The organism is Priestia sp. FSL W8-0524 (assembly GCF_038005965.1).
In the GTDB taxonomy this organism is placed as follows: domain Bacteria; phylum Bacillota; class Bacilli; order Bacillales; family Bacillaceae_H; genus Priestia; species Priestia zanthoxyli.
Map to the genome: position 1 here is coordinate 3,463,487 of NZ_JBBOUG010000001.1, position 25,961 is coordinate 3,489,447.

At 39.5% G+C, this 25,961-nt stretch carries 31 protein-coding genes; 11 read left to right on the forward strand and 20 right to left on the reverse strand.

Going from position 1 to position 25,961, the window contains the following annotated elements; genetic code table 11:
• Nucleotides 1-162 (forward strand): hypothetical protein, encoded by a 162-nt coding sequence (locus NST66_RS18170; protein WP_165636182.1) that lies wholly within the window; start codon nucleotides 1-3, stop codon nucleotides 160-162.
• Between the two features lie 105 nt (nucleotides 163-267).
• On the opposite strand, the gene NST66_RS18175 is transcribed toward NST66_RS18170, so the two are convergent.
• Together NST66_RS18175 and NST66_RS18180 are read right to left on the reverse strand one after the other, a co-directional pair.
• Nucleotides 268-951, reverse strand: coding sequence for a hypothetical protein (locus tag NST66_RS18175; RefSeq protein ID WP_340843627.1), 684 nt, complete (start codon nucleotides 949-951; stop codon nucleotides 268-270).
• Between the two features lie 142 nt (nucleotides 952-1,093).
• Complete coding sequence (locus NST66_RS18180; protein WP_028414939.1) at nucleotides 1,094-1,546, reverse strand: hypothetical protein; 453 nt, start codon at nucleotides 1,544-1,546, stop codon at nucleotides 1,094-1,096.
• Nucleotides 1,547-1,746: 200 nt separating this feature from the next.
• Between NST66_RS18180 and NST66_RS18185 the strand changes: the two genes are divergently transcribed.
• Nucleotides 1,747-1,989, forward strand: coding sequence for a hypothetical protein (locus NST66_RS18185; RefSeq protein ID WP_048020409.1), 243 nt, complete (start codon nucleotides 1,747-1,749; stop codon nucleotides 1,987-1,989).
• 84 nt (nucleotides 1,990-2,073) lie between these two features.
• Here the strand turns inward: NST66_RS18185 and NST66_RS18190 are convergent, their stop codons facing one another.
• The 4 genes from NST66_RS18190 to NST66_RS18205 all read right to left on the reverse strand — a co-directional run bounded on the left by NST66_RS18190 (nucleotide 2,074) and on the right by NST66_RS18205 (nucleotide 4,415).
• A complete protein-coding gene (locus NST66_RS18190; RefSeq protein ID WP_257041728.1) occupies nucleotides 2,074-2,208 on the reverse strand; it encodes a hypothetical protein in 135 nt (44 codons plus the stop codon).
• 140 nt (nucleotides 2,209-2,348) lie between these two features.
• Nucleotides 2,349-2,993: a Bax inhibitor-1/YccA family protein gene (locus NST66_RS18195; RefSeq protein ID WP_028409806.1), complete on the reverse strand. Its 645-nt coding sequence runs from the start codon at nucleotides 2,991-2,993 to the stop codon at nucleotides 2,349-2,351.
• A gap of 145 nt (nucleotides 2,994-3,138) precedes the next feature.
• On the reverse strand, nucleotides 3,139-3,720 hold the full coding sequence (clpP, locus tag NST66_RS18200) for an ATP-dependent Clp endopeptidase proteolytic subunit ClpP (protein WP_034271305.1): 582 nt from the start codon (nucleotides 3,718-3,720) through the stop codon (nucleotides 3,139-3,141).
• A gap of 29 nt (nucleotides 3,721-3,749) precedes the next feature.
• Complete coding sequence (locus tag NST66_RS18205) at nucleotides 3,750-4,415, reverse strand: sigma-70 family RNA polymerase sigma factor (protein WP_033579985.1); 666 nt, start codon at nucleotides 4,413-4,415, stop codon at nucleotides 3,750-3,752.
• 152 nt (nucleotides 4,416-4,567) lie between these two features.
• Between NST66_RS18205 and NST66_RS18210 the strand changes: the two genes are divergently transcribed.
• Complete coding sequence (locus tag NST66_RS18210; RefSeq protein ID WP_340843628.1) at nucleotides 4,568-5,107, forward strand: DUF2199 domain-containing protein; 540 nt, start codon at nucleotides 4,568-4,570, stop codon at nucleotides 5,105-5,107.
• A gap of 39 nt (nucleotides 5,108-5,146) precedes the next feature.
• Here NST66_RS18210 and NST66_RS18215 read toward each other — a convergent pair whose 3' ends face one another.
• The 4 genes from NST66_RS18215 to NST66_RS18230 form a co-directional block, all read right to left on the reverse strand.
• Nucleotides 5,147-6,397, reverse strand: coding sequence for a C40 family peptidase (locus NST66_RS18215; RefSeq protein WP_340843629.1), 1,251 nt, complete (start codon nucleotides 6,395-6,397; stop codon nucleotides 5,147-5,149).
• A 207-nt stretch (nucleotides 6,398-6,604) separates the two neighbouring features.
• Nucleotides 6,605-7,755, reverse strand: a protein-coding gene (locus NST66_RS18220; RefSeq protein WP_310878861.1) for an IS3 family transposase whose coding sequence is annotated in 2 segments (ribosomal slippage) — nucleotides 6,605-7,485 and nucleotides 7,485-7,755 — 1,152 coding nt in all. Because the reading frame shifts where the segments join, the coding sequence is not laid out codon by codon here.
• 111 nt (nucleotides 7,756-7,866) lie between these two features.
• Nucleotides 7,867-9,066, reverse strand: a complete 1,200-nt coding sequence (locus NST66_RS18225; RefSeq protein WP_340843630.1) for an MFS transporter — start codon at nucleotides 9,064-9,066, stop codon at nucleotides 7,867-7,869.
• Nucleotides 9,035-9,487, reverse strand: coding sequence for a MarR family winged helix-turn-helix transcriptional regulator (locus tag NST66_RS18230; RefSeq protein WP_013058498.1), 453 nt, complete (start codon nucleotides 9,485-9,487; stop codon nucleotides 9,035-9,037). Before NST66_RS18230 ends, NST66_RS18225 begins: the two co-directional genes overlap by 32 nt.
• A 253-nt stretch (nucleotides 9,488-9,740) precedes the next feature.
• On the opposite strand from NST66_RS18230, the gene NST66_RS18235 reads away from it, so the two are divergent.
• Nucleotides 9,741-10,169, forward strand: coding sequence for a hypothetical protein (locus NST66_RS18235; protein WP_028414946.1), 429 nt, complete (start codon nucleotides 9,741-9,743; stop codon nucleotides 10,167-10,169).
• A 14-nt stretch (nucleotides 10,170-10,183) separates the two neighbouring features.
• On the opposite strand, the gene NST66_RS18240 is transcribed toward NST66_RS18235, so the two are convergent.
• The 4 genes from NST66_RS18240 to NST66_RS18255 all read right to left on the reverse strand — a co-directional run bounded on the left by NST66_RS18240 (nucleotide 10,184) and on the right by NST66_RS18255 (nucleotide 12,180).
• Nucleotides 10,184-10,561, reverse strand: coding sequence for a hypothetical protein (locus tag NST66_RS18240; RefSeq protein ID WP_028414947.1), 378 nt, complete (start codon nucleotides 10,559-10,561; stop codon nucleotides 10,184-10,186).
• 149 nt (nucleotides 10,562-10,710) lie between these two features.
• Nucleotides 10,711-11,361: an RNA polymerase sporulation sigma factor SigH gene (gene sigH / locus NST66_RS18245; RefSeq protein ID WP_049165990.1), complete on the reverse strand. Its 651-nt coding sequence runs from the start codon at nucleotides 11,359-11,361 to the stop codon at nucleotides 10,711-10,713.
• Between the two features lie 385 nt (nucleotides 11,362-11,746).
• A complete protein-coding gene (locus tag NST66_RS18250; RefSeq protein WP_162837669.1) occupies nucleotides 11,747-11,902 on the reverse strand; it encodes a DUF3934 family protein in 156 nt (51 codons plus the stop codon).
• Between the two features lie 77 nt (nucleotides 11,903-11,979).
• Nucleotides 11,980-12,180, reverse strand: a complete 201-nt coding sequence (locus NST66_RS18255) for a cold-shock protein (protein WP_013058502.1) — start codon at nucleotides 12,178-12,180, stop codon at nucleotides 11,980-11,982.
• A gap of 482 nt (nucleotides 12,181-12,662) precedes the next feature.
• Between NST66_RS18255 and NST66_RS18260 the strand changes: the two genes are divergently transcribed.
• A complete protein-coding gene (locus tag NST66_RS18260; protein ID WP_098999648.1) occupies nucleotides 12,663-13,337 on the forward strand; it encodes a hypothetical protein in 675 nt (224 codons plus the stop codon).
• Between the two features lie 41 nt (nucleotides 13,338-13,378).
• On the opposite strand, the gene NST66_RS18265 is transcribed toward NST66_RS18260, so the two are convergent.
• The 3 genes from NST66_RS18265 to NST66_RS18275 form a co-directional block, all read right to left on the reverse strand.
• Entirely contained in the window at nucleotides 13,379-13,492 is a 114-nt protein-coding gene (locus tag NST66_RS18265) for a YjcZ family sporulation protein (RefSeq protein ID WP_080754474.1), read from the reverse strand.
• Between the two features lie 545 nt (nucleotides 13,493-14,037).
• Entirely contained in the window at nucleotides 14,038-15,426 is a 1,389-nt protein-coding gene (locus tag NST66_RS18270) for an amino acid permease (protein WP_335426602.1), read from the reverse strand.
• 41 nt (nucleotides 15,427-15,467) lie between these two features.
• Nucleotides 15,468-16,862, reverse strand: a complete 1,395-nt coding sequence (locus NST66_RS18275; RefSeq protein ID WP_028414950.1) for an amino acid permease — start codon at nucleotides 16,860-16,862, stop codon at nucleotides 15,468-15,470.
• A gap of 528 nt (nucleotides 16,863-17,390) precedes the next feature.
• On the opposite strand from NST66_RS18275, the gene pruA reads away from it, so the two are divergent.
• The 3 genes from pruA (at nucleotide 17,391) to NST66_RS18290 (ending at nucleotide 20,924) form a co-directional block, all read left to right on the forward strand.
• The gene (gene pruA / locus NST66_RS18280; protein WP_028414951.1) at nucleotides 17,391-18,959 is read left to right on the forward strand and encodes an L-glutamate gamma-semialdehyde dehydrogenase; all 1,569 of its coding nucleotides are present in this window, start codon (nucleotides 17,391-17,393) and stop codon (nucleotides 18,957-18,959) included.
• Nucleotides 18,960-19,031: 72 nt separating this feature from the next.
• The gene (locus NST66_RS18285) at nucleotides 19,032-19,946 is read left to right on the forward strand and encodes a proline dehydrogenase (protein WP_340843631.1); all 915 of its coding nucleotides are present in this window, start codon (nucleotides 19,032-19,034) and stop codon (nucleotides 19,944-19,946) included.
• Between the two features lie 174 nt (nucleotides 19,947-20,120).
• A complete protein-coding gene (locus NST66_RS18290) occupies nucleotides 20,121-20,924 on the forward strand; it encodes a YwqG family protein (RefSeq protein WP_049165992.1) in 804 nt (267 codons plus the stop codon).
• Between the two features lie 62 nt (nucleotides 20,925-20,986).
• Here the strand turns inward: NST66_RS18290 and NST66_RS18295 are convergent, their stop codons facing one another.
• Nucleotides 20,987-21,514 (reverse strand): YcxB family protein, encoded by a 528-nt coding sequence (locus NST66_RS18295; protein WP_340843632.1) that lies wholly within the window; start codon nucleotides 21,512-21,514, stop codon nucleotides 20,987-20,989.
• Between the two features lie 172 nt (nucleotides 21,515-21,686).
• Here NST66_RS18295 and NST66_RS18300 point away from each other — a divergent pair, with 172 nt between their 5' ends.
• Both NST66_RS18300 and NST66_RS18305 read left to right on the forward strand, forming a co-directional pair.
• Nucleotides 21,687-22,073, forward strand: coding sequence for a glyoxalase (locus NST66_RS18300; protein ID WP_274862844.1), 387 nt, complete (start codon nucleotides 21,687-21,689; stop codon nucleotides 22,071-22,073).
• Nucleotides 22,074-22,196: 123 nt separating this feature from the next.
• Nucleotides 22,197-22,376, forward strand: coding sequence for a hypothetical protein (locus tag NST66_RS18305; protein WP_340843633.1), 180 nt, complete (start codon nucleotides 22,197-22,199; stop codon nucleotides 22,374-22,376).
• A gap of 10 nt (nucleotides 22,377-22,386) precedes the next feature.
• On the opposite strand, the gene NST66_RS18310 is transcribed toward NST66_RS18305, so the two are convergent.
• On the reverse strand, nucleotides 22,387-22,533 hold the full coding sequence (locus NST66_RS18310) for a hypothetical protein (protein WP_176343531.1): 147 nt from the start codon (nucleotides 22,531-22,533) through the stop codon (nucleotides 22,387-22,389).
• Nucleotides 22,534-22,723: 190 nt separating this feature from the next.
• Here NST66_RS18310 and spoIIP point away from each other — a divergent pair, with 190 nt between their 5' ends.
• The gene (gene spoIIP / locus NST66_RS18315) at nucleotides 22,724-23,908 is read left to right on the forward strand and encodes a stage II sporulation protein P (RefSeq protein ID WP_340843634.1); all 1,185 of its coding nucleotides are present in this window, start codon (nucleotides 22,724-22,726) and stop codon (nucleotides 23,906-23,908) included.
• Between the two features lie 257 nt (nucleotides 23,909-24,165).
• On the opposite strand, the gene NST66_RS18320 is transcribed toward spoIIP, so the two are convergent.
• On the reverse strand, nucleotides 24,166-25,881 hold the full coding sequence (locus NST66_RS18320) for a putative bifunctional diguanylate cyclase/phosphodiesterase (protein WP_047750026.1): 1,716 nt from the start codon (nucleotides 25,879-25,881) through the stop codon (nucleotides 24,166-24,168).
• Nucleotides 25,882-25,961 lie beyond the last annotated feature (80 nt).

Sequence of the window (25,961 nt, forward strand, 5' to 3'; positions counted from 1 at the left end):
ATGTATGTGATTACGTGTTATGTCAGAAAAGATGAAATAAAAATGTACGAGTTTGATAGTAAAGAAGAAGCGCTTTCTCAGCTCAAAAAGCTGAAAGGCTGCAGTATTCTTTCAGAAGTTGCTTACTTTAATGATTCATCGGTTATTCCGATAGCTATTTAATTATGCACCACTCAACCCTATAGGTACAAATTTGATAAGCTTCCTTTCGCTCAAAAGGAAGCTTCTTTTTTATGTTCTTCTCAAGCTCCGGCCTCTTTTCTCTCATCAACGTTTTGTTACGTCTGGTTCGTTTTGTTTTCTTGCTTCAATCATATCAATAATTTGATTGGTATGTGGAGTTAGCACTGCGCACTTTTGATAAAAGGCTCCGTCTACAACAAGCAGCTCTTCGTCCATCCCGCAAAACTTGCAGCGGAGCTCTTGTGGTCCTGCGTATGAGGTGTGATAAACACTATCATTAAAGATGGTGTAAAAAGTATCTCGTTGCTGCGCGTCGTAAAAGCCATATTCTTTATTACTGTCATCACGGTAGTTAACTCCATAGTTCCGTTCAAATTCTTCTTGAGTAAACCCATCCTGCAAAAGTTCATTTTGTACTAGTTCTCTTAAACAATCCTCTATTTCTTCATCGTTAAATGAACAATTATGCGCGTAAACATCCAGTTCTTCAGTGCTGTTCTCTTTTACCATCACTTCACTGCCGCAAATCTTACAGGGGTGTTTAGGACGCTGTTGATTAAAGTAAGAGAGAGTTTGTACTTTTTCCACTGCTATTTCATCGCTCACCTTTTTAAATTTAATCATCACATTTTCTGTTTGACTAACGTTTTCGTTATACAACATCACTTCATATTCATCTATATTCTTTCCGTTTTCTTTTCGACTCGAATGCTCCATTACTTCATACGAAGAAATGGTAAAAAACTCGTTAAAATTCACCACTAGCATGCATCCTTCCAAAAAATTTGCGTTCTCTATGTACCTGCTCTATACTACCATTTTTTCAAAGGCTCGCACCACTAAACGAACTTCTTTTAAATTCATGCATGTATAGCAGTTCACTATAACTCCCAAATATCCGATCAGTTCGCTATTTCACATTCACATCAAATAAATAAGTTGCCTTTCCATGAGGCCATTTACCCGATACTTCGTAAAGATAGTAACCGCTCTTTGAAGACACTTCAATATGATTATCCGTTATTTTAATTTTTTCTTTTTGATTATTTTTGTTTAGTTGATAAATTGTAAGTTTTGGATTGTTTTTTAGTAGAATTGTAACTTTGGTATCTTTCTCTAGCGTGAGGTCATCAAATTCTTTAGCAACCTCTTTTGGTGAGTAAGAATCCGTTTTGGTTATGTGCGCACCATCGTCACCGTTCCATTCATATTCTCCTACTCGCATTTCATACTCTTTGTCATTAACCACAATGCTTCCTGACACTGGAACTTGTTCATCATTAGGTGTAGATACATTGACCTTTTCTTGGTTGCAACCAACTAGTAAGAAAAAGAATAACGATGTAAGAACTACTTTATTCATACTTCCCCTCCTCTTAAGACTCGCTCTTCTCCTCATCTTATTTTTCATCACAAATATATAATACCAAAAATATCCATGAGAGAAACCATGAAAAATCGTCACAATTATGATTTACATCAATCTGTTTGGTTACAACACCTTATGCATATTCTTTTACTATGCGGCATACGTAACACTAACCCTTTTATAAGGAGGATTCCATGAATACGTATGTAATCATCAGTATTGGCGTTGTTGCCAGCGCATTTTTATTTCGTAAATATCGAAAGCAAGTCGTTGAAATATATACAATCAGTGAATTTATTCATGCTAAAAACGGCGCGGTCGCTACAGGCTCCACGTGGCTTGAAAAGTTTTTGAAAGAACCTTACGCTACCGGACCAAACTATGAAAAAACAGAGGATGACGTTAGCGAGGATGGAGATGGGGATGGCGGAGAATAACTAAAACAAAAAAAGAGATTGTGATATAACTACATCAATCCCATCTAAAGATCAACAGATTGGATACATGAGGTGGACTGCTTATTATACCGCTGTTGATTTCCGTGCAAGGCTTCGCTTTCCACGGGCGGCCGCTGAGCCTCCTCGTCGCTTCCGCTCCTGCGGGTTCTCACCTATTCCGCTTCTCCCGCAGGAGTCTCCGCCTTGCCCTCCAATCAACAGCTAGAAGCATCTAAATGGATGACACCTACGCTCATCCTACCAATAAAAAAATCCGAACGGTGAAGATTCTCCATCAAGAATCTTCACCGTTCGGATCGCCCTTCAGTTAGAACACTTTTGTCCCAGCCTATTTCTTATTAATCATCGCTGCCTAAAATACCAAAAAAGCGAAGCAAGTTGATGAATAGATTAATAAAGTCTAAATAAAGAGATAGTGCCAGCAGTGGAACAAGCTCTTCTGTAATTTCACCATGCTTCATTTTGTTAAAATCATATAGTACGTAAAGTGAGAAAACGATGGTACCAATCACTGAGAATGCCATAAGTCCAGGCGTTGTTAATGGACTAAACAGCGAGAAAATGCTGATGCACACTAATGCTAGCAGCGCCACTAATAAAAAGCTACCTAAAAACCCTAGATCTTTTTTCGTTTTTGCGCCAATTACACCCATCACCGTAAAAATAACGAACGTGCTTCCAAACGCATAAAGAACGACTTGCGCTCCCGCTACTGATGCATAGTAGCTGACAATCGGAAACAGCGTGATGCCTGATATAAATGAAAAAGCATATGTAAAGCCATATCCTACGCTTTTTTTCTTTCGTAACATAAATGCGGCAACCAGCATCACAAGTTCAGCAATCGCTAATGGAAGGAAATAAGCCGGCGGCACATATTGACCTACATATAAGCCAACTGTTGAAATAAATAACGAAAAAATAAATGTGACTAATACTTTTTGAAACAGAGACCGCTGCTCTACTCCAATCACTTCTTGCATGTGTAAAACCTTCTTTCTAAAATCTGTTATATTTTATATAATACCTACCTTTTAAAGAAAAATAAAGATAATACTAAGGTCTTTTTTCTTATTTCTATAGACAAGCAAGCATAGACGCTGCCGTCTATGCTTCCTTATCACCTCTTTATTTCGGCAACAGAATACCATCAATAATTCCGTAAGTCATTGCTTCTTCAGCGCTCATAAAATAATCTCGTTCCGTATCGTTTGCCACTTTTTCAACCGGCTGCCCCGTTCGTGTTGATATGATTTCATTAATATGCTGCTTCAATTTTAAAATCCGCCGGGCGCTAATTTCAATTTCAGTCGCCTGCCCTCTAGCTCCTCCTAGAGGCTGATGAATCATAACTTCACTATTTGGAAGCGCATAGCGCTTTCCTTTTGCTCCTGCTAGGAGAAGCAGTGCGCCAAAAGAAGCGGCCATGCCCGTGCAAATCGTTTGAACGTCCGGCTCGATGTACTGCATCGTATCATAAATCGCAAACCCTGCTGAAGTCGAACCTCCGGGGCTGTTAATATACAGTGAAATATCTTTTTTAGGATCATCTGCCGCAAGAAATAAGAGCTGCGCGACCACGCTGTTAGCAATATGATCATTGATTTCATCACCAATTAAAATAATTCGGTCTTTTAACAGCCTTGAATAAATATCATACGAACGTTCACCGCGGTTACTTTGTTCAATTACATATGGAATGGTACTCATATATATCCTCCCTATCACACGTAATATGGCTATGCAGCCATGCAGAGAGTGCATGTCGGAGTATACGTCGGTTTTTGGATGATGCTTTTTAAGGAAGGTAAAGCTTGAATCAAAAGAGCTGGATCCTGCGATTCTAACGTTTTGTAAAACAGCTCTGACAGCTTTTTGCGTTCTTGTTCATTCCAAAAAGAATCTGTAGAAAACGGCTCACTGTCTTTTTCTAACCGCTGCTTAGCACGATGTAAATTGCTTTTCACCGCTGTTTCTGACGTTTGTAAAATCGAAGCGATCTCTTTCAGCTGATAGCGAAAGCCTTCTTTTAAAAAAAAGATAACCGCTTGCTTCGGCGTAAATTGACTAAGCAGCAGTTCGACCGAGTGTCCCTTACTATCAAACGCATGCTTATCGGCTTGTTGTTCCAAAGCTTTTTCTTCGACTATTCCTTCACGCTTTCGTTTTCGCAGCAGGTCAATCCAGTGGTGGTACGCAATTTTATTTAACAGCGCAGAAGACAAATTGTGCTCTTCGCCTTTATATCGCTGAGCTTTTAAAAACGTTTCTTGCGCGATATCATCTCCGTCCCACACATTTTGTGCTAAAAAGCGGCAGTACTGCTGCAGTTTTGGGTAATGCTCGTTCCAGCAGGCCTCATCAAAGCTTTCTGTTTGTTTTTCAATTTTTTTTGAATGTGACATGATTTTCACTCCTTTTGCACTCTCTATTTAGTAAACGATTAAAGGAAGTTCAAAAGATACGGGGAATTAAACTTTTTTATACATTATACGCTTAAGCAGCCATTTTTTTGTATTATAATGAAGATACTTTTATCTGAGGAGTCTAAAATGATATGCGAAGAAGACGATTATACGGCAAGAAGAAAACGAACAAACCTCACTATAAAGACTTAACCTGTGAACACCCTCTGCCCGCTTCGCCTATGAGCTATACAAGTGAAGCTCCTTTTTACTATTATGAGGCGTCAGAAGATGAAAAACAAAACGACTTTGAACTATATTCAGAGATTTGTATCATGAATCAAGAACATTTTTTCGTCAGAGGCTGTGTTGAAATTCCCGTTCTTAATGAAGAAGACCCTTTCATTTGGAACATTTGGGTTTCTTTAAGCGAAGAAAATTTTCATCGAATGATAAATTTATGGGAAAGTGACGAAAGAGAACATGAACCGCCTTATTTCGGCTGGTTTTCAGTTTCAATTCCAGGCTATCCTGAAACGTTAAATTTAAAAACAAATGTGCATACAAGACCTGTTGGAACGAGACCTCTCATTGAATTAGAACCAACCGATCATCCTTTAGCCATCGAGCAGCGGGAAGGGATAACGCTAGAGCGAATCAAAGATATACAAAAACAATTGGCTACCTATTAAAAAACCAAGACAGCCCCAGACTGTCTTAGTTTTTCACTTTTATGGCATGCGCTTTGCTCCGTAGTATTTAGGCGCCCAGTAGCTGTCTACTTTATAGTTTGTAATTTTCACGCCCTCAGATGTGGATACGTGAACGACATAGTCATTTCCAATATAGATAGATGGAATAAGTGAACTTCCTTCAAAAAAGACGAGATCTCCCGGCTTCAAGTCAGATTGTGAAATGGTTTCTCCTGCTTCCCACTGCTGACTTGCATAGCGCGGAATGTCTTTTCCAGCTGCTTCTTTATAAATGTATTGAACAAAACCAGCTGTATCAAAGCCTGTAGAAGGACTTGTCCCACCTTGTGCGTAAGGTACTTCTCCTACATATTTAAGAGATTCCGTCACAAATGGATTGTCTTTTGACAGCGATAAGTCATCGTAGCGCCTTGCTCCGGCGTACTTAGACGTCCAGTAGCTGCTTGTTAGGTAATCAACCGTCACATTTTCGCTACGCTTGGCGTGAATAAACTGATTGCCGCCTGCGTAAATGCCTACGTGTGAAATCCCTTCACGATACGTGTCTTTAAAAAAGATAACGTCTCCTGGCTTTAAATCTGCCCGTGCAACTTCTTCTCCAACTTGCCACTGCTGATCGGTTGATCGCGGAAGGTAGACGTCCGATGCATGTTGAAATACATAGGCAACAAATGCGGAACAGTCAAAACCGTCTGTTGGCGACTCGCCTCCAAATACATATGGCGTGCCGAGATGTTTTAATGCTTCTGCAATAACTTCATTATCTTTTGCAATTTCCGGTGCTCCTGTAATGTGCTTTGCTTTAGCGAAATGTGATGACCAATAGGCACTGCTTGAAATGTTTTTCACCACGACTTTTCCATCTGAAGAAGATGCATAAATCATCTCATCGTCTCCGATATAAATAGCGGCTACGTTCACTTCACCGTTTTCATTAGTGTCAAAAAACAATACATCACCCGCTTGCAGCTCGTTTTTATCAACGTCTGTCCCAAGCGCTGACTGTTCTTTCACGGAACGAGGCAGCGTTGTATCCAGCGCTTGCTTAAACACATATTGAACGAAGCCAGAGCTGTCAAACCCTTCGCTTAGCGTCTCTCCTCCAGATGTATAATCGGCTCCTTCATACGTTTTTGCTTTATCAGCAATCACGTTTTTATCTGTAGCAGCCTGTACTTGCACAACTTTTTCTGCAGGAAAAGCGCCTTCATAAAAAGTGGCAAGGCTAAGCCCTAACGCTGTGACCATAAGAGGTTTCATTACTTTCATGTTTGTTCTCCTTTGTTTTTTATTTCATCCAAGAAGTTTTATATGTAAATGGTTCCCCTGTTAAAGTATGGTGCAGATGGATAGGAATTGGCTAGTACCTTTTGACTTAAATATGCTTCCCTTCCAAAGTCCTGTAAAAAATCCATAAAAAAACTCGGCGCATATTGGGACTGACCCCTGTTTTTGAGACAGGGATCAAAACACCTTTTAAACGACCAGTTGCCGATATTGTACCGGTGACTGGTTGTTTAGTTTTGTTTGAATACGGGCATTGTTATAATAAGTAATATAGTTTTTGACGGTTTGCTCTACGATGGTGGTCGTAGTATATGTCAACTCGTCAAGGTAGAACGTTTCAGACTTTAGCGAGGAATGAAACGATTCGATAGAGGCATTATCTGCGGGAGTCCCTTTGCGGGACATACTCATGGTAATGCCTCTTTCTTTGATTTTTTGTTGATAAGCATACGATGTGTACACGGAACCTTGATCGCTATGCAGCGTGCATCCTTCAGGCAAAGAAGGAAGTTGACTTAACGTATCTAAAACAAACGCTACGTTTTGACAATCACCAATGGAATACGCAATGATTTCTCCGTTAAATAAATCCTGAATACTTGAAAGATACAACTGTTTGGGTCCAAAAGGCAAGTAGGTAATATCCGTCACTAGTTTTTGAAGAGGACGATCAGCTCGAAATTCACGATTTAATACATTCTCTGCAACCTGATAAGGTTGCCCTGTTCGCTGACGTTTCTTCCGTTTTACGCGACATTGCCAACCATACTTCTGCATGGCACGCTGCACAAACTTATGATTAATCTTCATCGTTCGATTGAGTAATGCTGTAATCTTTCGATAGCCATATCGAAACTTGTGTTTATGACATTGTTCACCAACTTGTTGTTCCATCCATTTCTTTAATGTATCCCGTTTTGTATGTTGCTTCCAACGATAGTAAGTGGATCGAGGGATATTAAGATGTAAACAGATTTGATAAATAGGCACCTGACCTTTTAGCTCTTCCACTGTGTTTACTACAATTTCTGGTACCACTTCCTTTCCAATTCCTTGTACTTTTTTAAGATCTCAATCTGTTGCTTTAACTGCCGGTTCTCTGCCTCTAACTTAGACGTCTCGCTTTTAAATTCAGGACCTTTTCCATATGAATACTGCTTGCCTACAGGCTGTCCAAATCGATGCATTTCTCCATTTTTATACCATGTCATCCACGTTTTCAATTGGGTATGATTACGAATATTCAGCTGTGACAATACTTCTTTTACAGGTATACCAGCTAATCTCATTTCAATCGCTTTTAATTTTATTTCTACCGGATAACTGACTCTTGTCCCCATAGAAAAAACACCTCCAAGTTATTGTTAGGTACTACATACCCGTTTTTTAACTTAAAGGTGTTTTTTATTTGTCTCACTCTAGGGGGTCAGTCCCTATTACGCCGAGCTTTTTTATTTCATGCCCACCTGGATATTTGCTGCTTTTTGTTTTTGACGTAAATTTGCAATCCACTTGTAGTAAAGTGTAATCAAAAGAACAAAAATACCAAGCGCAAAGTACAATTTTGAATAGCCTAAAGCACCTGCTGCAATTCCTAATACAAACGAACCAACTGCAATTCCGCTATCATAAAACGTAAAGAACGTGGCAGTTGCATATGCGCTTCGGTGAGCAGGCGCTGCTTGAATCGCCAGCGTTTGGAAGCTAGGAAGCAGCGTTCCGTAGCCTAGTCCTACTAATGCACCTGAAAACAGCAGCATCCAAGAAGAATGCGTAAAGCTTAAGCTAAATAGACCAATCGCAAAGACAACGCATGATGGAATAATCACGATGTTTGGACCAGATTTATCGAATAGTCTTCCGGTAAACGGTCGTGAAATCAGCATCGCAGCTGCGAACACAACAAAGAAAAAGCTTGCTGTTTTAATTAATCCAAGCGACTGTGCGTACACAGAAATAAACGAAATAATACTTGCATACGAAAAAGAAACGAGAATACCTACAGATGAAATCGGCATGGATTTCTTTTCAAACAAGTCGCTCAGTGAAAATGATTTCTTCACTGGCGAAGCGGCGTTTTCTTGAAGATTTTTGACCATCATTCCACACAGCCAACCAACGAGCATAATCACGCCAAATACAAGGAAAATAATGTTGTATGCCATGTATTGATGAAGCGTTAATGCTAAAAACGGCCCTGCAACTACAGCTAAGTTCATTGACATTCCGAAGTAGCCAAGCCCTTCTCCTCGTCGTTTAGCGGGAACTAAATCCGCTGCAATCGCTCCGGTGACGGTTGTCGCTAAGCTGAATGAAATTCCTTGAAAGAAGCGCAGTAATAAAAGCACGTTAAAATGGTGGATAAACGTATATAAGAAGGAAGAAAGCGCAAAAATGAGGGTACTAAATACAAGCGTTTTTTTCTTTCCAATGTTTTCAATGACTTTCCCTGAAAACGGTCTAACAATAATCGCAGATAATAAAAAGATGGTAACAACAAGCCCTGCCTGCGTACTCGTGCCGTCCAAGGCGTCTAATACATAAATCGGCAGCAGCGTCAGCAATGCATAAAACACGACAAAAATAAAAAAGTTGGTAATCGCAATGCTGATAAAGCTTTTAGTCCAGATTGGCTCCTGCTGGTTCGTCATTCATTTCACCCTTTTCTGTAGATTTACAAATTTTCTTTAATAACGAAATAAGCTGATCCTGTTCGCTGTCGGATAAAGCAATCAGCAAATTTTCTTCTAAACGTTCAATTTCTTGCTGAATTTCTGGAAGCTTTTTCTTCGCTTGAGGAGACAAATAAACGATGCGCTCTCGTTTATCACTGCCTGCTTTTCGAACGATCCATCCGCTTTTTTCAAGCCTTGTTAACGTGCGGGTAACCGTTGGCGCTTCGACATTTAAATACTGCCAAATCTCCGTTTGCGTCATCGAGCCGAATCGCTTTAAACAAAATAAAATCGAATACTGTGAGCTGTATAGCCCGTACGCTTTTAACACTTCATTTACTTCTTTAATAGACAATCTCGACTTTTGATGAAGCTCATGAAACACCAAGTTATTCACTTTTCTCACCTCACCTTTTCATTTTATTTACCTAGGTAACTAATTGCTCTTTTATTAGTATATGTGCTGCTAGTTGATGTGTAAAGGCGGCCAAAAAGAGTAAAAATCAGCTGTTTTCTCTCATTTTCTACTAATGATTTACGCTTACACTTCTGTTTTCTTATTCTTTCGTATCACGAAACTTTTTGTATAGATTTACATGCACCTGCAAACTCTGTTAAAGAAGACGAAACAATATGCGGGAGGCTGGTATATGTTTTCACTGCGCGGCGATGCTCATAAAGTCTACCTTAAACTGAAAAAAGCGGCTCATCAAAACCAAAACGCAGAAGATATTGATGAATTAGCGGAAATGGAAGAAATTCGGCAGCTTTACCTTACGCTCGACAGCGCTATTTTACGAAAAGTGTATTACCGAATGACCAAAGAAAAAAACGGCTCCGGCGTCATCCCTATCCTTGTTTCTGCCTTGCCTTGGCTCTTTTTTTTATTTTCGCAGCGGCTGCAGCAATTTTTATTTAAAGACGGCAGCTGGCTTTGGATTATTTTTGTCGTGCTGTATGTTTTTATTCTCATTCCAAGCGTGTTTCTTCATTTCCGTGAACAATCGTGGGCTTCTGTTCATATTGAAATTATTCAAGACATTTTAAAAGATCGTGAAAAAGAGCCGAAACCCCTTTGAGGTCCGGCCCTTTTCTATTCATGTAGCTTATTCATCACTTTTGGAATGACGTGAGACAGTAAAAACCTACCTAAAAGAATCAGCAGGTAAATCATAATGAATTGAAAAACAATGAACACATGATGCGTATGTGCCCAAGCAAGCATATGAGTCGTAGAATAAGCCAATACAACAATTAATAGTAAAAAACACAGTACGTATAAAATACGCTTACCCCAAGAGGTAGCTTTTATTTTCTTTTTAATAAGCCTGCGATGTTGAATTCCCTGTAAGCATATGTAGAGGGTCAATACAAATGTAAGCATATCTCGCATTACGAAAAAAGGAATAAGTCCGATTCCTACAATCATCCACGTTAGCTTGTCATAATGCTTGTCTAGAAAGAAAAACATAAAATCCTCCTTCGAAATTAACGTGCTATTAGTTTAACACATAAAGGAAATTATGGTAAAAACCTAAATTTGCTAAATATTTCAGTGCAGAATAGACACCTATTCAATAAAAAAAGAACCTTATTATCCAATAAGGTCCTCTTTACCTATTATGAAATAGCTTGTCTGCTTTCTACGTCTCGACCTAACTTTCTTTTGATACGCTGCAGCGCGTTGTCAATTGACTTGACGTGCGTGTTTAATTCTTTCGAAATTTCAGCGTATGAATGGCCGTCCATATACAGCGTCAATGCTTTTCTTTCCAATTCACTAAGTGTTTCCGCAATTTTTAACTCGCGGTCTTCCACTTTTTCTTGATGAATCAGCACCGCTTCCGGATTAGCAATTTGATCGCCAGGAATCATATCCATCAGCGTATAGTTTGATTCTTCATCATACAGAGGCTTGTCCAATGAAATGTACGAATTTAACGGACCGTGCTTTTGACGAGTAGCCGTTTTAATCGCCGTAATAATTTGTCTTGTGATACATAACTCCGCAAACCCTTTAAAAGATGTTAGCTTGTCTTCGTTAAAGTCGCGAATTGCTTTGTACAGTCCAATCATTCCTTCTTGGACGATGTCTTCTTTTTCAGCACCAATCAAAAAGTATTTTCTTGCTTTTCCCCTTACAAGATTTTGATACTTATTGATTAAATACTCCAATGATTTTTCGTCTCCGCTGTGAACCATTTCAACCAAAACATGATCTTCTAACATAGCATAATTTTGAACTTTTTCAATTACGATGCCTGCGCTCACTCATATCCCCCCGTTACACTTAGTTGAGTTTTGATGTGTTCTAAACTGATGCATGATCTACTTACTACGACGCTACTGCAATACGGTCCAGAAACGTAAAAAGCGTACAGAGTAAACTGTCGCTTTCCTCTCTCACTTTATGCTCCCCTGCATCTTTCTATAATCTATTATAAAGAAGTATAACCGATAAAAATCAAAAAGGTTGTCGAAATATGAAAGTGTTTGCAAAAAAAATCAATTTTTATAGAAAATTCACACAAATCACTTTATTATTTCATATAGTGACAGCAATCTGTCAAAAAAGCAATAAAAAAATAATTCCATATGAAATAAACTTACTCAAGCAGAGTAAGTCGAAGTTGCAGATGATACTGCGCATATAGGATTAGTTGCCTTCCGGCTTATCAGCATTTTTTGTTCCCTTGCTTTTATAAGGCTTTGCATTTTTCTTCTTTTTTGCACTCGCCTGCCAGCGGTTCCACCCTTTTTTGCCGGTGCCTCGCCCCGTGCCACCTTTACCTTTTGCTTTACTCATACGTATTCCTCCGTTACCTGCGTGTTTGCTACAATAAAAAAAGACCCCGTCCAAAGTCGGAGTCTTTTTTGGATTGCATAAAATTATGCTTTTACAACGTTAGCAGCTTGTGCACCGCGTTGACCTTGCTCGATGTCGAAAGTCACTTTTTGACCTTCGTCTAAAGATTTGAATCCGTCGCCTTGAATTGCGCTGAAATGTACGAATACATCTTCTCCGCCTTCAATTTCGATGAAACCGAAACCTTTTTCTGCATTAAACCATTTTACTGTACCTTCAGTCATACTATTTCCTCCAGTGGTGGAATTACTCCACACATATATTACTACCCTTGCTCAATCGTACTATTTCCAGATAAAAATTTCTATTGAAGAATATTTCTCTTCTTTCAATTTCATACCGAACAAAAATAATTAACCTTAGTGTAACATATCAATTTAGAAATAGCAAGTTTCTGTTCTAAGACAGGCTTTATCCTAATTATGCATCTGTTAAAACCCTCTGTGTAAGCTTTGAGGCTACCGACATTTCTGGATTGTGATGCGCCATAAAGTTTTTTCATTCTGCAATATGTATCATTTGCACAAAAATAAATATTTCATATCCTGTTTTCTAAGAAACTACGACGCTTATAAATGGACATGCACATTTTTTATCAATTTATTTTCCACTCTCTCTTCTCCCATGCAATAAAATAACCATTAATTACAAAAAAAGATAATAATAGTATATAATGATACGTGATTTATAGCTAAGGAGGAACAACATGATTCGTGAACGATCACTTTTGATAAAAGGACTCATCTTTTTACTAGCTGTTTTTATCTTAAATATCCCTTTCCCTAACTCAGCGCCGCTTATTAATTCTGTCTTTTCTTTTTTAGGCCTTCCCATTTATGGAAATGAAGAAACAATGACGGGATTCTATTATGCTAACAATGCTTGGGCAATCATACTTTTAATAAGTCTTTTTTTACTTTATAAAAGTTTAAACCGTCATCGTTTAAAACTAACGATTTTAGCTGCATTCATCGTTACTTCCGGCCCTGGGTTTATGATTGAAGTCATGCAAAAGACCGTGTTGTCAGGAATGTATGCTGTTTCTTACGATGCTGAAAACAGCAGTTGTACATTCGAGACTAATAAAAGAGAAACCATATTAACGGGAAACTGCAAGCTTTCCTTTGAAAATAACCGCTCAAAGCCTGTTACGTTTGAATTGGCAATTGATAAGCGCGCTTTTTTTGAAGATGAACAGCCTTTTTTACAAATGATGAATAAGCCTAAACTTCATACCATTACGTTAGAATCAAAGGGGTATCAAACTGTAGAAATTACTTCATCTGTCAAAGTAGCTGATTTACCCTCTAAACTCTATATCGGAGAAATGAACGGCTTTCACGTAAACATTTATCAAAACGGGAAAAAGCGTTATTTATAAGCATTGAAAAAAGCCCTTATAGGGCTTTTTAAATGAGTGAATTACCAGCCAAGGCCTCCGCCGTAGCAGCTGCAGCCGATGATTACTAATAAAATAAATAATACAACTAATAAAGCAAAACCAGATCCATATCCACATCCAGCGTTTCCAGACATACGAACACTTCCTTTTCTTTAGTTACTCTTTCCTCAAGAAAAACGCCGCTTGCATTTCGCTTGAGTTGGATTATCTTATGCCTGAACACGCCGATTTGACTCTGGTTTTTTCTTTTTTCTTTTTCCTTCTTGCCATGCACCTCATTAGTAAAAAAAGAAAGCACTCTACGAAAAGCGCTGACTTCGCTGCTTCTTCTCTATCCAAAAGAGATTGAGACATAACGAAATCGATTCAATCTAAAGACGAACAAATAAGATAAATAATCTAGACAGCTTTTTACAACGCCGTTAATTTCCGTGCAAGGCTCCGCTTTCCGCGGGCGGCCGGTGAGCCTCCTCGTCGCTTACGCTCCTGTGGGGTCTCACCTATTCCGCTTTTCCCGCAGGAGTCTTCGCTTTGCCCTCCAATTAACCGCTAGAAGTAACTATATACAGTAAACCTACGTTCATCTTAATCATAAAAAAATCCGAATGATGAATTTCGCTTCATCGTTCGGATCTTTTTCTTAAACTAAAATGCTTTTCAGCCCCTCTTACAAAATCATTTATTTCACTAGCTTACGTCTTTCAGAAGACCGTACTTCCGTGCGTTTACCGATACCTAGTACATAGTAGCTCAGCACGACAATAGCTAAAAAGATAATCCCAACAATCAGCGATATGCGCGTTTCATCATTAAACCACATGCCTACAAGCACCATAAGTAAAAACGCGATGGTTACGTAGTTCGTCACAGGAGCAAAAGGCATTTTAAATGGATGCTGATCCATCGCCGCTCCTTTTGCTTTTCGAAAACGAATTTGACTAATAAGAATGACAAACCATGGAATCATACCTGGAAGCACGCTCGCGCTGTACACGTACACAAAAACATTTGGCGGAGCAATATAATTTAAGACAACGCCCGCAGCTAACCCAATCATTACCGCAACGGTACTATAAATAGGTACACCGTTTCGAGAAACCTTTGTAAAAAACGCTGGAGCCTGTCCGTTTACGCCTAACGTATAAAGCATGCGTCCTGCGCTGAAAATTCCGCTGTTACATCCAGACATTGCCGCTGTAATGACCACAAAGTTAATGATGCCCGCAGCTGCCGTAATCCCTACTTTCGCAAATGTAGAAACAAACGGACTGCCGAGTGAGTCCAGCTCGTTCCACGGATATACCGTTACAATGATAAAGATGGCACCGATATAAAAGATTAATATACGCCAAATCAAGCTTTGAATCGCGCTTGTTAACGTTTTTTTAGGATCTTTGGCTTCTCCTGCTGTAATTCCAATAAGCTCTACTCCTTGATAGGCAGCAATCACAAGCGACAGCGCAAAGAAAAAGCCGGACCATCCGCCTGTAAAGAAACCGCCGTTTGCCCACAAATTCGATAGTCCAAGCGCTTCTCCCCCGTTTCCAAGACCGAAGAAAATAAGACCAAGACCGGCAATAATCATGAGAACAATCGTAACAATTTTAATCATTGCAAACCAAAATTCAAACTCTCCAAACGATTTCACTGAGATTAAATTTGCCGCACCGAGAATGATCATGGCGACAATTCCCGGAACCCACGCCGGCAAATGCGGGAACCAGTACTGCATATAAGCTCCGACAGCAATAATTTCTGCCATGCCGACAATGACCCACTGAAACCAGTTGCTCCAAGCCGTAATGTAGCCAGCTAACGGGTGAATATATTTATGACCAAATGTCGCAAATGAACCCGTACTTGGCTCTAAGTAAAGCATTTCACCCATTGCACGCATAATAAAGAAAATAAAAACGCCGCAAATAGCATACGCAAGCAGGACGGATGGCCCCGTCCATTTAATGGTGCTTGCTGAACCCATAAATAACCCTACCCCGATCGTTCCTCCAAGAGCAATCATTTGAATATGACGAGATTCAAGCCCTCTTTTTAACTCTTTGTTTGCCAATTTACTTCCTCCTAGCCCCTCGTGATGATTTTCTCTTTTATTTAAGAGATTCTTTTATTCCCCTGTCCTGATAGGGAATGATCATCTTTTTTCTTTTTCATAAAGAAGTACGAACATACCACAAATACAGCAATCAGCAGCGTGAGATAAAACTGAGTGCGAAGTGAATCAATAAATGCCATCGCAATAAAGATACTTGTGATCGCCGCAATCGTTCCATACGTTAAATAAGGAAACAGCCACATTCTGATTTTTAAAGCTTCTGGCTTTTCTTTTTCGTATTTCTTTCTCATGCGAAGCTGTGAAAAAGCAATAACAAGATACACAAGAAGCGCTACGCCTCCCGATGCATTTACTAAAAATAAAAAGATTTTATCAGGTGAAAGATAGTTAAACCCAACGCTGATGTAAGAAATCACGGTACATCCTACAATGGCATTAAACGGAATGCCTTTTTTATTCACTTTCAAAAACATACGCGGCGCGTCTCCTTTTTGCGCCATTGAGTACAGCATACGAGAACTCGTATATAGACCTGAATTTAAGCAAGAAAGAACGGCAGTCAGTACGATAAAGTTCATGATTTGAGCAGCTGCCGGAACGTTTACCAGCTCTAATATCGAAACAAACGGACTTTTCATCAAGCTTGAAGAATCCCAAGGAAGGATCGTTACTAAGATTAAAATAGACCCAAGATAAAAAATTAAAATACGATAAATAACGGTATTTGTTGCGATGGTGATCGCTCGCTCAGGCTGAGCCGATTCTCCAGCCGCTGTTGCGACAATTTCTGTTCCCATAAAGGAAAACATGACAATCGCCACTCCTAAAAAGACGGAGCTGATTCCATTTGGAAGAAATCCGCCTCTATGAAGAAGGTTCGACGCTCCCGGAGACTCTACTCCCGGTATTAAACCGAGGATGATCGCTCCTCCTAAAAGTAAAAACAGCACTAAACTAACTACTTTAATAAGCGAAAACCAGTATTCAAATTCACCAAATGATTTAACAGAGTATAAGTTCGTTAACGTTAATAAAAATGTCAGGAGCAGACTCACACCCCAAGACGGTAGAGATGGAAACCAGTATTGAATAATCGTTGAACCAGCAATCGCTTCAACAGCAATAACAATTACCCAGAAAAACCAGTATAGCCAGCCGATTGTGTAGCCAGCCCACGGTCCAAGCGCTTCTCTGGCATATGTCGCGAACGAACCGCTTGAAGGATTAGCCGTAGACATTTCCCCCAGCATTCGCATCACTAAAATCACCAGCAAACCGGCAAACGCGTACGAAAAAATGGAACCAGGACCTGCTGCGTTAATAAGCGATCCGCTTCCAATGAACAAACCGGCACCAATGATTCCTCCTAAAGAAATCATGGTTATGTGTCGAATTTTTAATTCTTTTTTTAACTCAGGCGGTTGATGACTCATATTAAAATCCTCCTCATAGAAACCGTCATTTAAAGAATTACACGTTCTTCGCATCGCGCGTTAAATATGTAAGCCCTTACAATATCGTGGACAAATAACTGCCGTTTTCCTACCCTCCTTCTATCTGTGCATGCAAATGAAACTTTCACTTAACGCAAAAGTCAGCTTCATTCGACAAAATTACTTTTCGAATTATATGATAATTTATTTTGAACAACTTTGTCTATTGTTTTTTGATCGAAAAAGTATTTTACCTTACTATCGATAAACTCTTTCTTTTATCGTAATTCTTCACTTCAAAATATCTTTTCATCTACTTACTCATATCCCTTTCTTTTCTTTTTGTTCAAAATCACTATAAAAAACATCGTTTTATTGGCTTTTTAAACAAAAGTGTTTATTTTAAAAATTTTTGAACATTTTTGTTAAAAAACTATGTACAAAACGAGAATAAGGTGATTATAATACAGGTATAGGGTGTTGGAATATTAATTATGTTGTAAATTTTCTAAAAAAGGGGTAATGAAAATGAACACAATGAATATTAACGAAATCAAACAATACAAACACGAGCCTTTCACGGACTTTACGGTTGCTGAAAACAAAGATGCGTTTGAATCTGCATTAGAACTTGTACAATCAGAGCTTGGAAAGGACTATCCTCTTGTAATTGGCGGAGAATTCATTACAACAGAAGATCAAATTCAGTCCATTAACCCAGCCAATAAAGCAGAAGTTATCGGACGCGTGTCAAAAGCAGATCAAGACCTGGCTGAAAAAGCAATGCAAGCAGCACTTTCTACATTTAATACATGGAAAAAAGAAGCGCCGGAAGCTCGCGCTGACATTCTTTTCCGCGCAGCGGACATCATTCGCCGCCGCAAACATGAATTTTCAGCTTACCTTGTAAAAGAAGCAGGAAAGCCGTGGAATGAAGCAGATGCTGATACAGCAGAAGCAATTGACTTCCTTGAATATTACGCTCGCCAAATGGTGCAGCTAAAAGACGGCGCGCCTGTTGAGAGCCGCGAAGGTGAAGAAAATAAATTTAACTACATTCCGCTTGGTGTCGGCGTTATTATTTCACCGTTTAACTTCCCGCTAGCGATCATGGCTGGAACGGCAGCAGCAGCAATCGTAGCAGGAAATACGGTTCTATTAAAACCTGCTAACAACACACCGGTTATCGCAGCAAAATTTGTAGAAGTAATGAAAGAAGCTGGCCTTCCAGACGGTGTACTGAACTACGTGCCGGGAAGCGGAAGCGAAATTGGCGACTATTTAGTAGATCATCCAAAAACACGATTCGTTTCATTTACAGGTTCTCGTGAAGTAGGCTGCCGCATCTATGAACGCGCAGCAAAAGTACAGCCTGGTCAAATCTGGCTAAAACGCGTTATTGCTGAAATGGGCGGAAAAGACACGGTTGTTGTAGATAAAGATGCTGATTTAGATTTAGCTGCTTCTTCTATTGTGTATTCAGCGTTTGGCTTCTCTGGACAAAAGTGTTCAGCGGGCTCTCGTGCAGTTGTTCATCAAGACGTATACGATATCGTTCTTGAAAAAGCAGTTGCGCTGACAAAAACATTAACAATGGGCAGCCCTGAAGATGTAAACACGTATATGGGACCTGTTATTGATCAAGCTTCTTTCAACAAAATTACAAAGTACATTGAAATCGGTAAAGAAGAAGGCCGTTTAATGACGGGCGGAGAAGCAGATGATTCAAAAGGCTACTTCATCCAGCCTACGATTATTGCAGATGTAGATGAAAAAGCACGTTTAATGCAAGAAGAAATCTTCGGCCCAGTCGTAGCATTCTGCAAAGCGCGCGACTTCGATCATATGATGGAAATTGCGAACAACACTGACTACGGTTTAACAGGTGCCCTTCTTTCAAATACGCCTGAACACATTGAGCGTGCGAAAGAAGAGTTCCACGTTGGAAACCTTTATTTCAACCGCGGTTGTACAGGTGCCATCGTTGGGTACCAGCCGTTTGGCGGATTTAATATGTCAGGAACAGATTCAAAAGCTGGCGGTCCTGATTACTTGATTCTGCACCTGCAAGCAAAAACAACAAGCACAACGCTTTAATACTCAGTAGAGCAGCCCTAGGCTGCTCTATCTTAAAACAACAAGGGATTTTTTCTATAGGGGGAGATATTTATGTTAGCAGAGGTATCTAAAAATGTGTTTCTTCACGCTTCCCAAAATAAAGCGCTAAACAAAGCGGCGAAAAAATGGGGTCTTCGCTTTGGTGCAGCTCAAGTGGTAGCTGGCGACACAATTGAACATGCGATCAAAAAAGTACGGGAATTGAATGAAAAAGGGCTTGTTTGTACGCTTGATCATTTAGGGGAATTTGTTTCAAACAGAGAAGAAGCTATCGAAGCAACTCAATATAACATCAGAACACTAGAAGCTATGGGCCAAGCCGGTGTAACGTGCAACTTATCTGTCAAAATGACGCAGCTTGGTTTGGATATTGACCGCAGCTTTTGCGTTGAGAACATGCGCCGCATTCTTGAAACGGCGAAAAAATACGATAACTTTGTTCGAATCGACATGGAAGACTATGCTCACTGTCAAATGACGCTAGATATTTTACGAGAGCTTCGCGAGACGTTTGATAATGTTGGAACGGTTATTCAAGCTTACCTATTCCGCGCTGAACAAGATGTAAAAGAGCTAAAAGGCATTCCTCTTCGATTGGTAAAAGGCGCGTATCAAGAATCACCAACCGTGGCGTTTCAAGACAAAGCCCAAATTGATGAGAACTATATGCGAATTATCGAAGAGCATTTGCTCAGTGGAACATACACGGCTATTGCATCTCACGACCACAATATTATTGCAAAAGTAAAAGAGTTCGCTCACAAAAATAACATCCCGCGCACGCAGTTTGAATTTCAAATGCTGTACGGATTCCGAACAGATATGCAGCTTAGCCTTGCAAAAGAAGGCTATACAATGCGCGTATACGTTCCCTTTGGCAACGACTGGTTTGGCTACTTTATGCGCCGCTTAGCGGAAAGACCGCAAAACGTCGCATTTGCTTTAAAAGGATTCTTTTCTAAATAAGCAGTTCGTTTAGTAAGGTTCGTAATGAAAACGCTATCATTTCTTTGTGCCCTTTGCGGATGCTTCTGCAAAGGGGTTTTTTTATACGATTTCTCTTCCCTTTTCGTATGTATTACGATAAAATACAAGTACGAACAAACGTTCTTTTTATTACAAACAAAAAGGAGAGTACATATGAATCCTCTATCAAAATTAGCACTGCCTCTCAAGCTAGAACCTTACCGAAAAGAAATCGAAAAAACATGTAAACCTTATATCCACATCCATACGGTCAGGAATAGTCCCAAATTATATGACAGCAAGTTCGGCGGCAACCCTTACCTGCCTCTAGAAGCAAATCATCCTCTCGACTCCGAGGGCAAGCCTATGTTAATGATGGCACAAATCAATTTTTCTGACGTGCCTCCCTATGAAAATATGCCTTCTCAAGGCATGCTTCAATTTTTCATTTGCGGAGCTGATAACAAAAACACCGGTGATGTGTATGGTCTGGATTTTGACCAACCCACGTCTCAAAAAGACTTTCGCGTCGTTTTTTATGAAGACATAACAACCGACGAAAACAAGTTAATAACCGACTTTACGTATCTAGAAGACGTTGACCGAGATATGTTCCCTATTCCTCAAGAAGTAGGCCTACAGTTTGAAATAAAAAGCGAACCCGTGTCTCCTACTGACTATCGATATAATGATATGGAATCAGATTTATTTGATGATGAAGAAATGGAAGAGATCTACTGGGATGAGCTTACGGGCGAGTATCATAAAATGGGCGGATACGCTTTTTTCACTCAAAGCGATCCTCGAGACTACGATGAAGCGCTGCGCGCATATAACGTTCTGCTTCTTCAATTCGCCATGGACGACGAAGCGGATATTATGTTTGGTGATGCGGGAGTGGCCAATTTCTTCATTAAAGAAGAAGACCTTCGCAACCGTAACTTTAAAGATGTTTTGTACAACTGGGACTGCTGTTAAAAAAACACCCTCTTAGAAAAGTATCTAGGAGGGCGTTTTTTTACATTATTATTATTTACTACTCAGCCTGTTTTTCCAGCCCTTGCAGCATTCAGCGTTTCTTTAAACTGCTGTAGCGCTTTTACATCTGCAAATGCGCTTGTAGGAATAACGTATCCGCTCATTGCACTAACAAGAATAAAGATATGTTCATCGGTTTCTCTAATTTGAGTGATGCTTGACCAAGGAGTCTTCACTTCTCCTTTTAAGCTTTTCTCTACCAAGCCATCTTCCGTAACCATCATAGTATGCTCACCTGTCAGACTGCTGTTATCTCCTTCATTTATTACCTTTATAATGTTCTTTTTAATACTTCCGTAAAAATACTTCGGATAAAATAAAAACCAAAGAACCGCAAGCAGCGCAAATGCTACGAACATGCCAAGTAAAAACTCTCCTTCAACCCACGAAACAAGCAAAGGAATAAGAAGAAAAATAAGCGACATCCATCGCTGAACTTTCAGCACTTTTTGTACTCTTTCCGAATGTTGAGCATGATGCACGTTAAAAGCCACATAATCATCTTTTGTTAACGTATAGTGATATTCCATATTAATCTCCAATTCTTTTAAATAACAACAAAATAAAATATACCTCATTTGGTGTTATATGTATATAAAATAATAAGTTTTTCTTATGAAACACATCAACTTTTTATCATTTATTTACAGTGATACATCACGTAAACTTAACTAGTACTCTACTAGTTAAGGGGGAATGTTTATGACTTTTACACTAACGCATATTGATCATATTCAGCTAGCTGCACCACCGCATTCAGAAAGCAAAGCACGACACTTTTTTGGAACCATTCTTGGCTTAACAGAAATTGAAAAGCCGGAAAGTCTTAAAAAACGCGGCGGCGTGTGGTTTGAATTTGGTTCTTATCAGCTGCATATTGGTGTTGAACCTACCTTTTCACCTGCCAAAAAAGCGCATCCAGGCTTTTATGTTAAAAACCTCCCTGCGTTCAAAAATCATCTGAGTAGCTTCGGTATTTCTTTTATAGAAGACAAAAACATTCCCGGTACTGAAAGAATTTACGTGGATGATCCATTTGGGAACCGTATGGAGTTCTTAGAAAGAAAAAACCTTCCTTTTCCCAGCTGAAATTCGGACAAAAAGACTGTGACAAACGTATTTTAGTTGAAGGAAGATCCGAACGATTATTCGTTCGGATTTTTTTATTGGTATGGTCAACGTAGGTTTCGTGTATGTAGCGGCTTCTAGCGGTTGACTGGAGGGCAAGACGAAGACTCCTGCGAGGAAAGCGGAACAGGTGAGCCCCTGCAGGAGCGTGCGCGACGAGGAGGCTCACCGTCCGTCCGCGGAAAGCGAAGTCTTGCACGGAAATCAACCGCGGTGTCAAAAGCGCTCCATACTAGCTCCTTTACCTCATTTGTTCGTCTTTAGATTAAATGCCTCAATCTCGTTGTTTTCGCCCTTCTTTTTGCTTTTCTTTCCACAGCATGTATAGCAATAGCCCCAGTACACAAAATGCCACGCCAAACATCGTTAAAGGAAATAACAGTGTATTAATAAAATGATGATAAACCCATGAATCGTTCATCTAACCAGCTCCAATATGCACCGTTTTTTTATAGTATGCCCTACTATAACCTTTTTTATATTGTTTTAAATATCATGGTTTCTATCATATTTCTTTTTCTTTTTAATAGAGTAAATAGTAGATACATAACATTCTCCTCTTAGAGTTCTTATTCGCTGATTTCAAAATTTTATTAGAGGAGGTTTACTCTATGAAAAAAAAGTTCACTGAAAAGCCTAAAAAGCTTTTTTGGATTCTTTCTTATAAATCATTAATTATCGCTATACTATTTGTTCTGTTAACATCTGCCGCTATTTTTACCGTCACGTATTCAACTCTTCAGCATACGCTGCGCTCGAACGTTGTCTATCAAGCCCTATCAAATTATAAAGCTCAAAGCTTGTTCTACTTCATGCATACGGAAAACCATCATTTCTCTCATGCCTTTGAAGAAGACTTCTCCCCGCCTCCTCTTTCTTCTGTCGCCCTGCAGCTTGCGACGAATATTCGCGTGGCGGATACAAGAAGTCTATTTGGATCAGAACTGCCCGGCTTTTCTATTTTTGATTCTCATATTCTGTTAGCCGGTGAAGGAACGGATTATACCACGATTCCTCATGAATCGGCTCCTCCTCTCGAAAGCATTTCTGGAGAGCGTGATTTGGATCCTGCTGAAAGCAAAACGTACGAAGAAAGCAAAAAACAGTCTCAAACACAGGCTAAGCAAAGCACGGGAGACAGAAAAGTTGTGTACATCTACCACACGCACAGCTGGGAATCTTATTTCCCTTTACTTGGTATGCCAGGTGAAGCGAACGAAAATAAAGCAGTAGATAACAAAACCAACATCACGCTCGTTGGTCAAATGCTAGGAATGGAATTAAAAGCAGACGGAATCGGATCGGAAGTAGATACAACCAACATGACGCAAAAGCTGAATGAAAAAGGCTGGGGTACAGGACGAGCCTATGCGATGTCTCGAAGCGTGGTGGAAACAGCTCTTCAGCAAAACCAAGACGTCGATTATTTAATTGATATTCATCGTGATTCACTGCGCCAAGAAAAAACAACGGCTGCTATTAACGGCAAATCGTACGCTAAAATGATGATTGTATTAGGTGAAGCAAACCCGAAATTTGATGAAAATGTAAAAATGGCTAAAGCGATTCATGAAAAACTAGAAGAAAAATATCCAGGCCTTAGCCGCGGAGTGTTAAGCAAAAAGAAAACAAGCGGCAATAATGGGCTATATAATCAAGACTTATCCGACCGCTCCATTTTAATCGAAGTAGGGGGCGTCGATAACAATATGGAAGAACTCACAAATACCGTCAAAGCCTTTTCTGATGTGTTCAGCGAGTATTATTGGCAAGCTGAAAAAGTGAATGCGCAGTAAATAAAAAACTAGCTACTCAAGGTAGCTAGTTTTTGTTTTTATGAGAGTCACGCTTCTCCTTTTCTTCACAAGCAAAGCAGACAAGCTTCCCTTCAACAACCACACCGTTCAAAAACCCCTCTAAACAGTACACGTTCTTTTGACATATCGTGCAGATTCCAACGTACTCTTTCACGACTTTCTCACTCCTTACATACGATTAAAAACCATAAAAAAAGCTCTATTAAAGAGCTTCTTTCCGTACATAGGATTTTCCTTCATTTCAACAAACGGCTCATTTCCTCAGGAGAAAGCGGCTTATCAAATAGATAGCCTTGACCGATATGACAGCCTTGTTCCGTCACAAACTGCAGCTGTTCTTCGTTTTCGATTCCTTCTGCGGTTAGGGCAAAATTAAGTTTTTTCCCCATTTGAATAATCGTTTCCACCAGCACTTTTCCAACTTCATCTAAGTCGTCAATAAATGATTTATCAATTTTTAACGTATTGATTGGCAAGTGTTTAAGATAGCTGAGAGAAGAGTAGCACGTTCCGAAATCATCCATCGCCACTTTTATCCCTAGACTCCGCAGGCGGTTTAGCACTTTTTTCGATTCTTGACTGTTTTGAATAACGCTTTCGGTGATTTCAAGTTCTAGAAAGTGCGGCTCAAGGCCCGTTTTCTTCAAAATTTGTTCCATGTCCGTTACAAATCGTGAGGACTTCAGCTGAATAGGTGACACGTTCACCCCTATTTTACTCGCTTTTAAATTTATCTCCGTCCATGCTTTCATTTGCTGACATGCTTCTTCTAATACCCATTTGCCAACCGGTACAATCAAACCAACTTCTTCTAAAATGGGCAAAAATTCATTTGGATAGACAGTACCAAATTTTGCGCTATTCCAGCGGATAAGCGCTTCTGCCCCTATGACATCAGACGTTTTCAAATCGATTAACGGCTGATAAACGAGCTGAAACTCATTTCTTTCTAACGCATACTTTAACTCATTCTCCATGCTGATCGTTTTAATGATTTTTTCATTTGATGAAGAAGAACTCATTTCATATGTGTTTCGCCCATTTCGTTTTGCTACATACATCGCAATATCTGCTTGCTTAATTAACCTGTCAATTAGTTCATCTGCGTCTTTTGGAATAATATGCTGCTGACATTCCTTTGAAAATAGGCTGATGCCAACGCTTGTAGAGGTTAGCACTTTATCTCCGTCTATATAAAAAGGAAGCGACATTTCTTTTACAATCTGCTCGGTCATTTCTTCAATTTCCTCAACAGTTTTTAGTGTATGAAGCACTAAAATAAACTCATCGCCCCCGTGCCGCGAGATAAAATCAGAGGACGGAATACATTTTTTTAATCTTTCTGCTACGCGCCTCAGCAGCACATCGCCGTGATGATGGCCAAGCGTATCATTTATTGATTTGAAGCGGTCTAAATCTAAAAATAAAATAGCCAGCAGTTCTGGAGATTCTTCATCTAAAAACAGTTTTTTTAGCTGTTTGTTTAACCAGTAGCGGTTAGGTAAATTAGTTAACGGATCATAATAAGCCATTTGCTTAATTTTTTCTTCATATGCTTTTCGCTTTGTAATATCATTGCGAATTGATACGTACTGATACGGTTTTCCTCGTTCATCTAAAAATGGAACAATGGTTGTATCCACCCAGTAATACGAACCGTCTCTTGCCTTGTTTTTTATTTCTCCGTGCCAGACCTTACCTGAGCTGATTGTACTCCATAACTCTTTAAAAAACCGTTTTGAGTGATGTTTCGAATTAATAATACGATGATCTTGACCAAGAAGCTCATGTCTTTCATACTTAGAAATTTCACAGAATTTATCGTTCACGTGATTGATGAATCCGCGACTATCTGTAATCGCTACAATCGATGATTCATTTAACGCAAGTTCAATATCATTTAGTTTTTTCAGCGCTTCTTTAAATTTATATTCAAAATGCCTGTTTTCCATATCCTATACACCTTTATCAAAATTTTAACGATAAAACAAAACCCATGACGAAATGATAGAGAGGAATCGTGAATAATGAA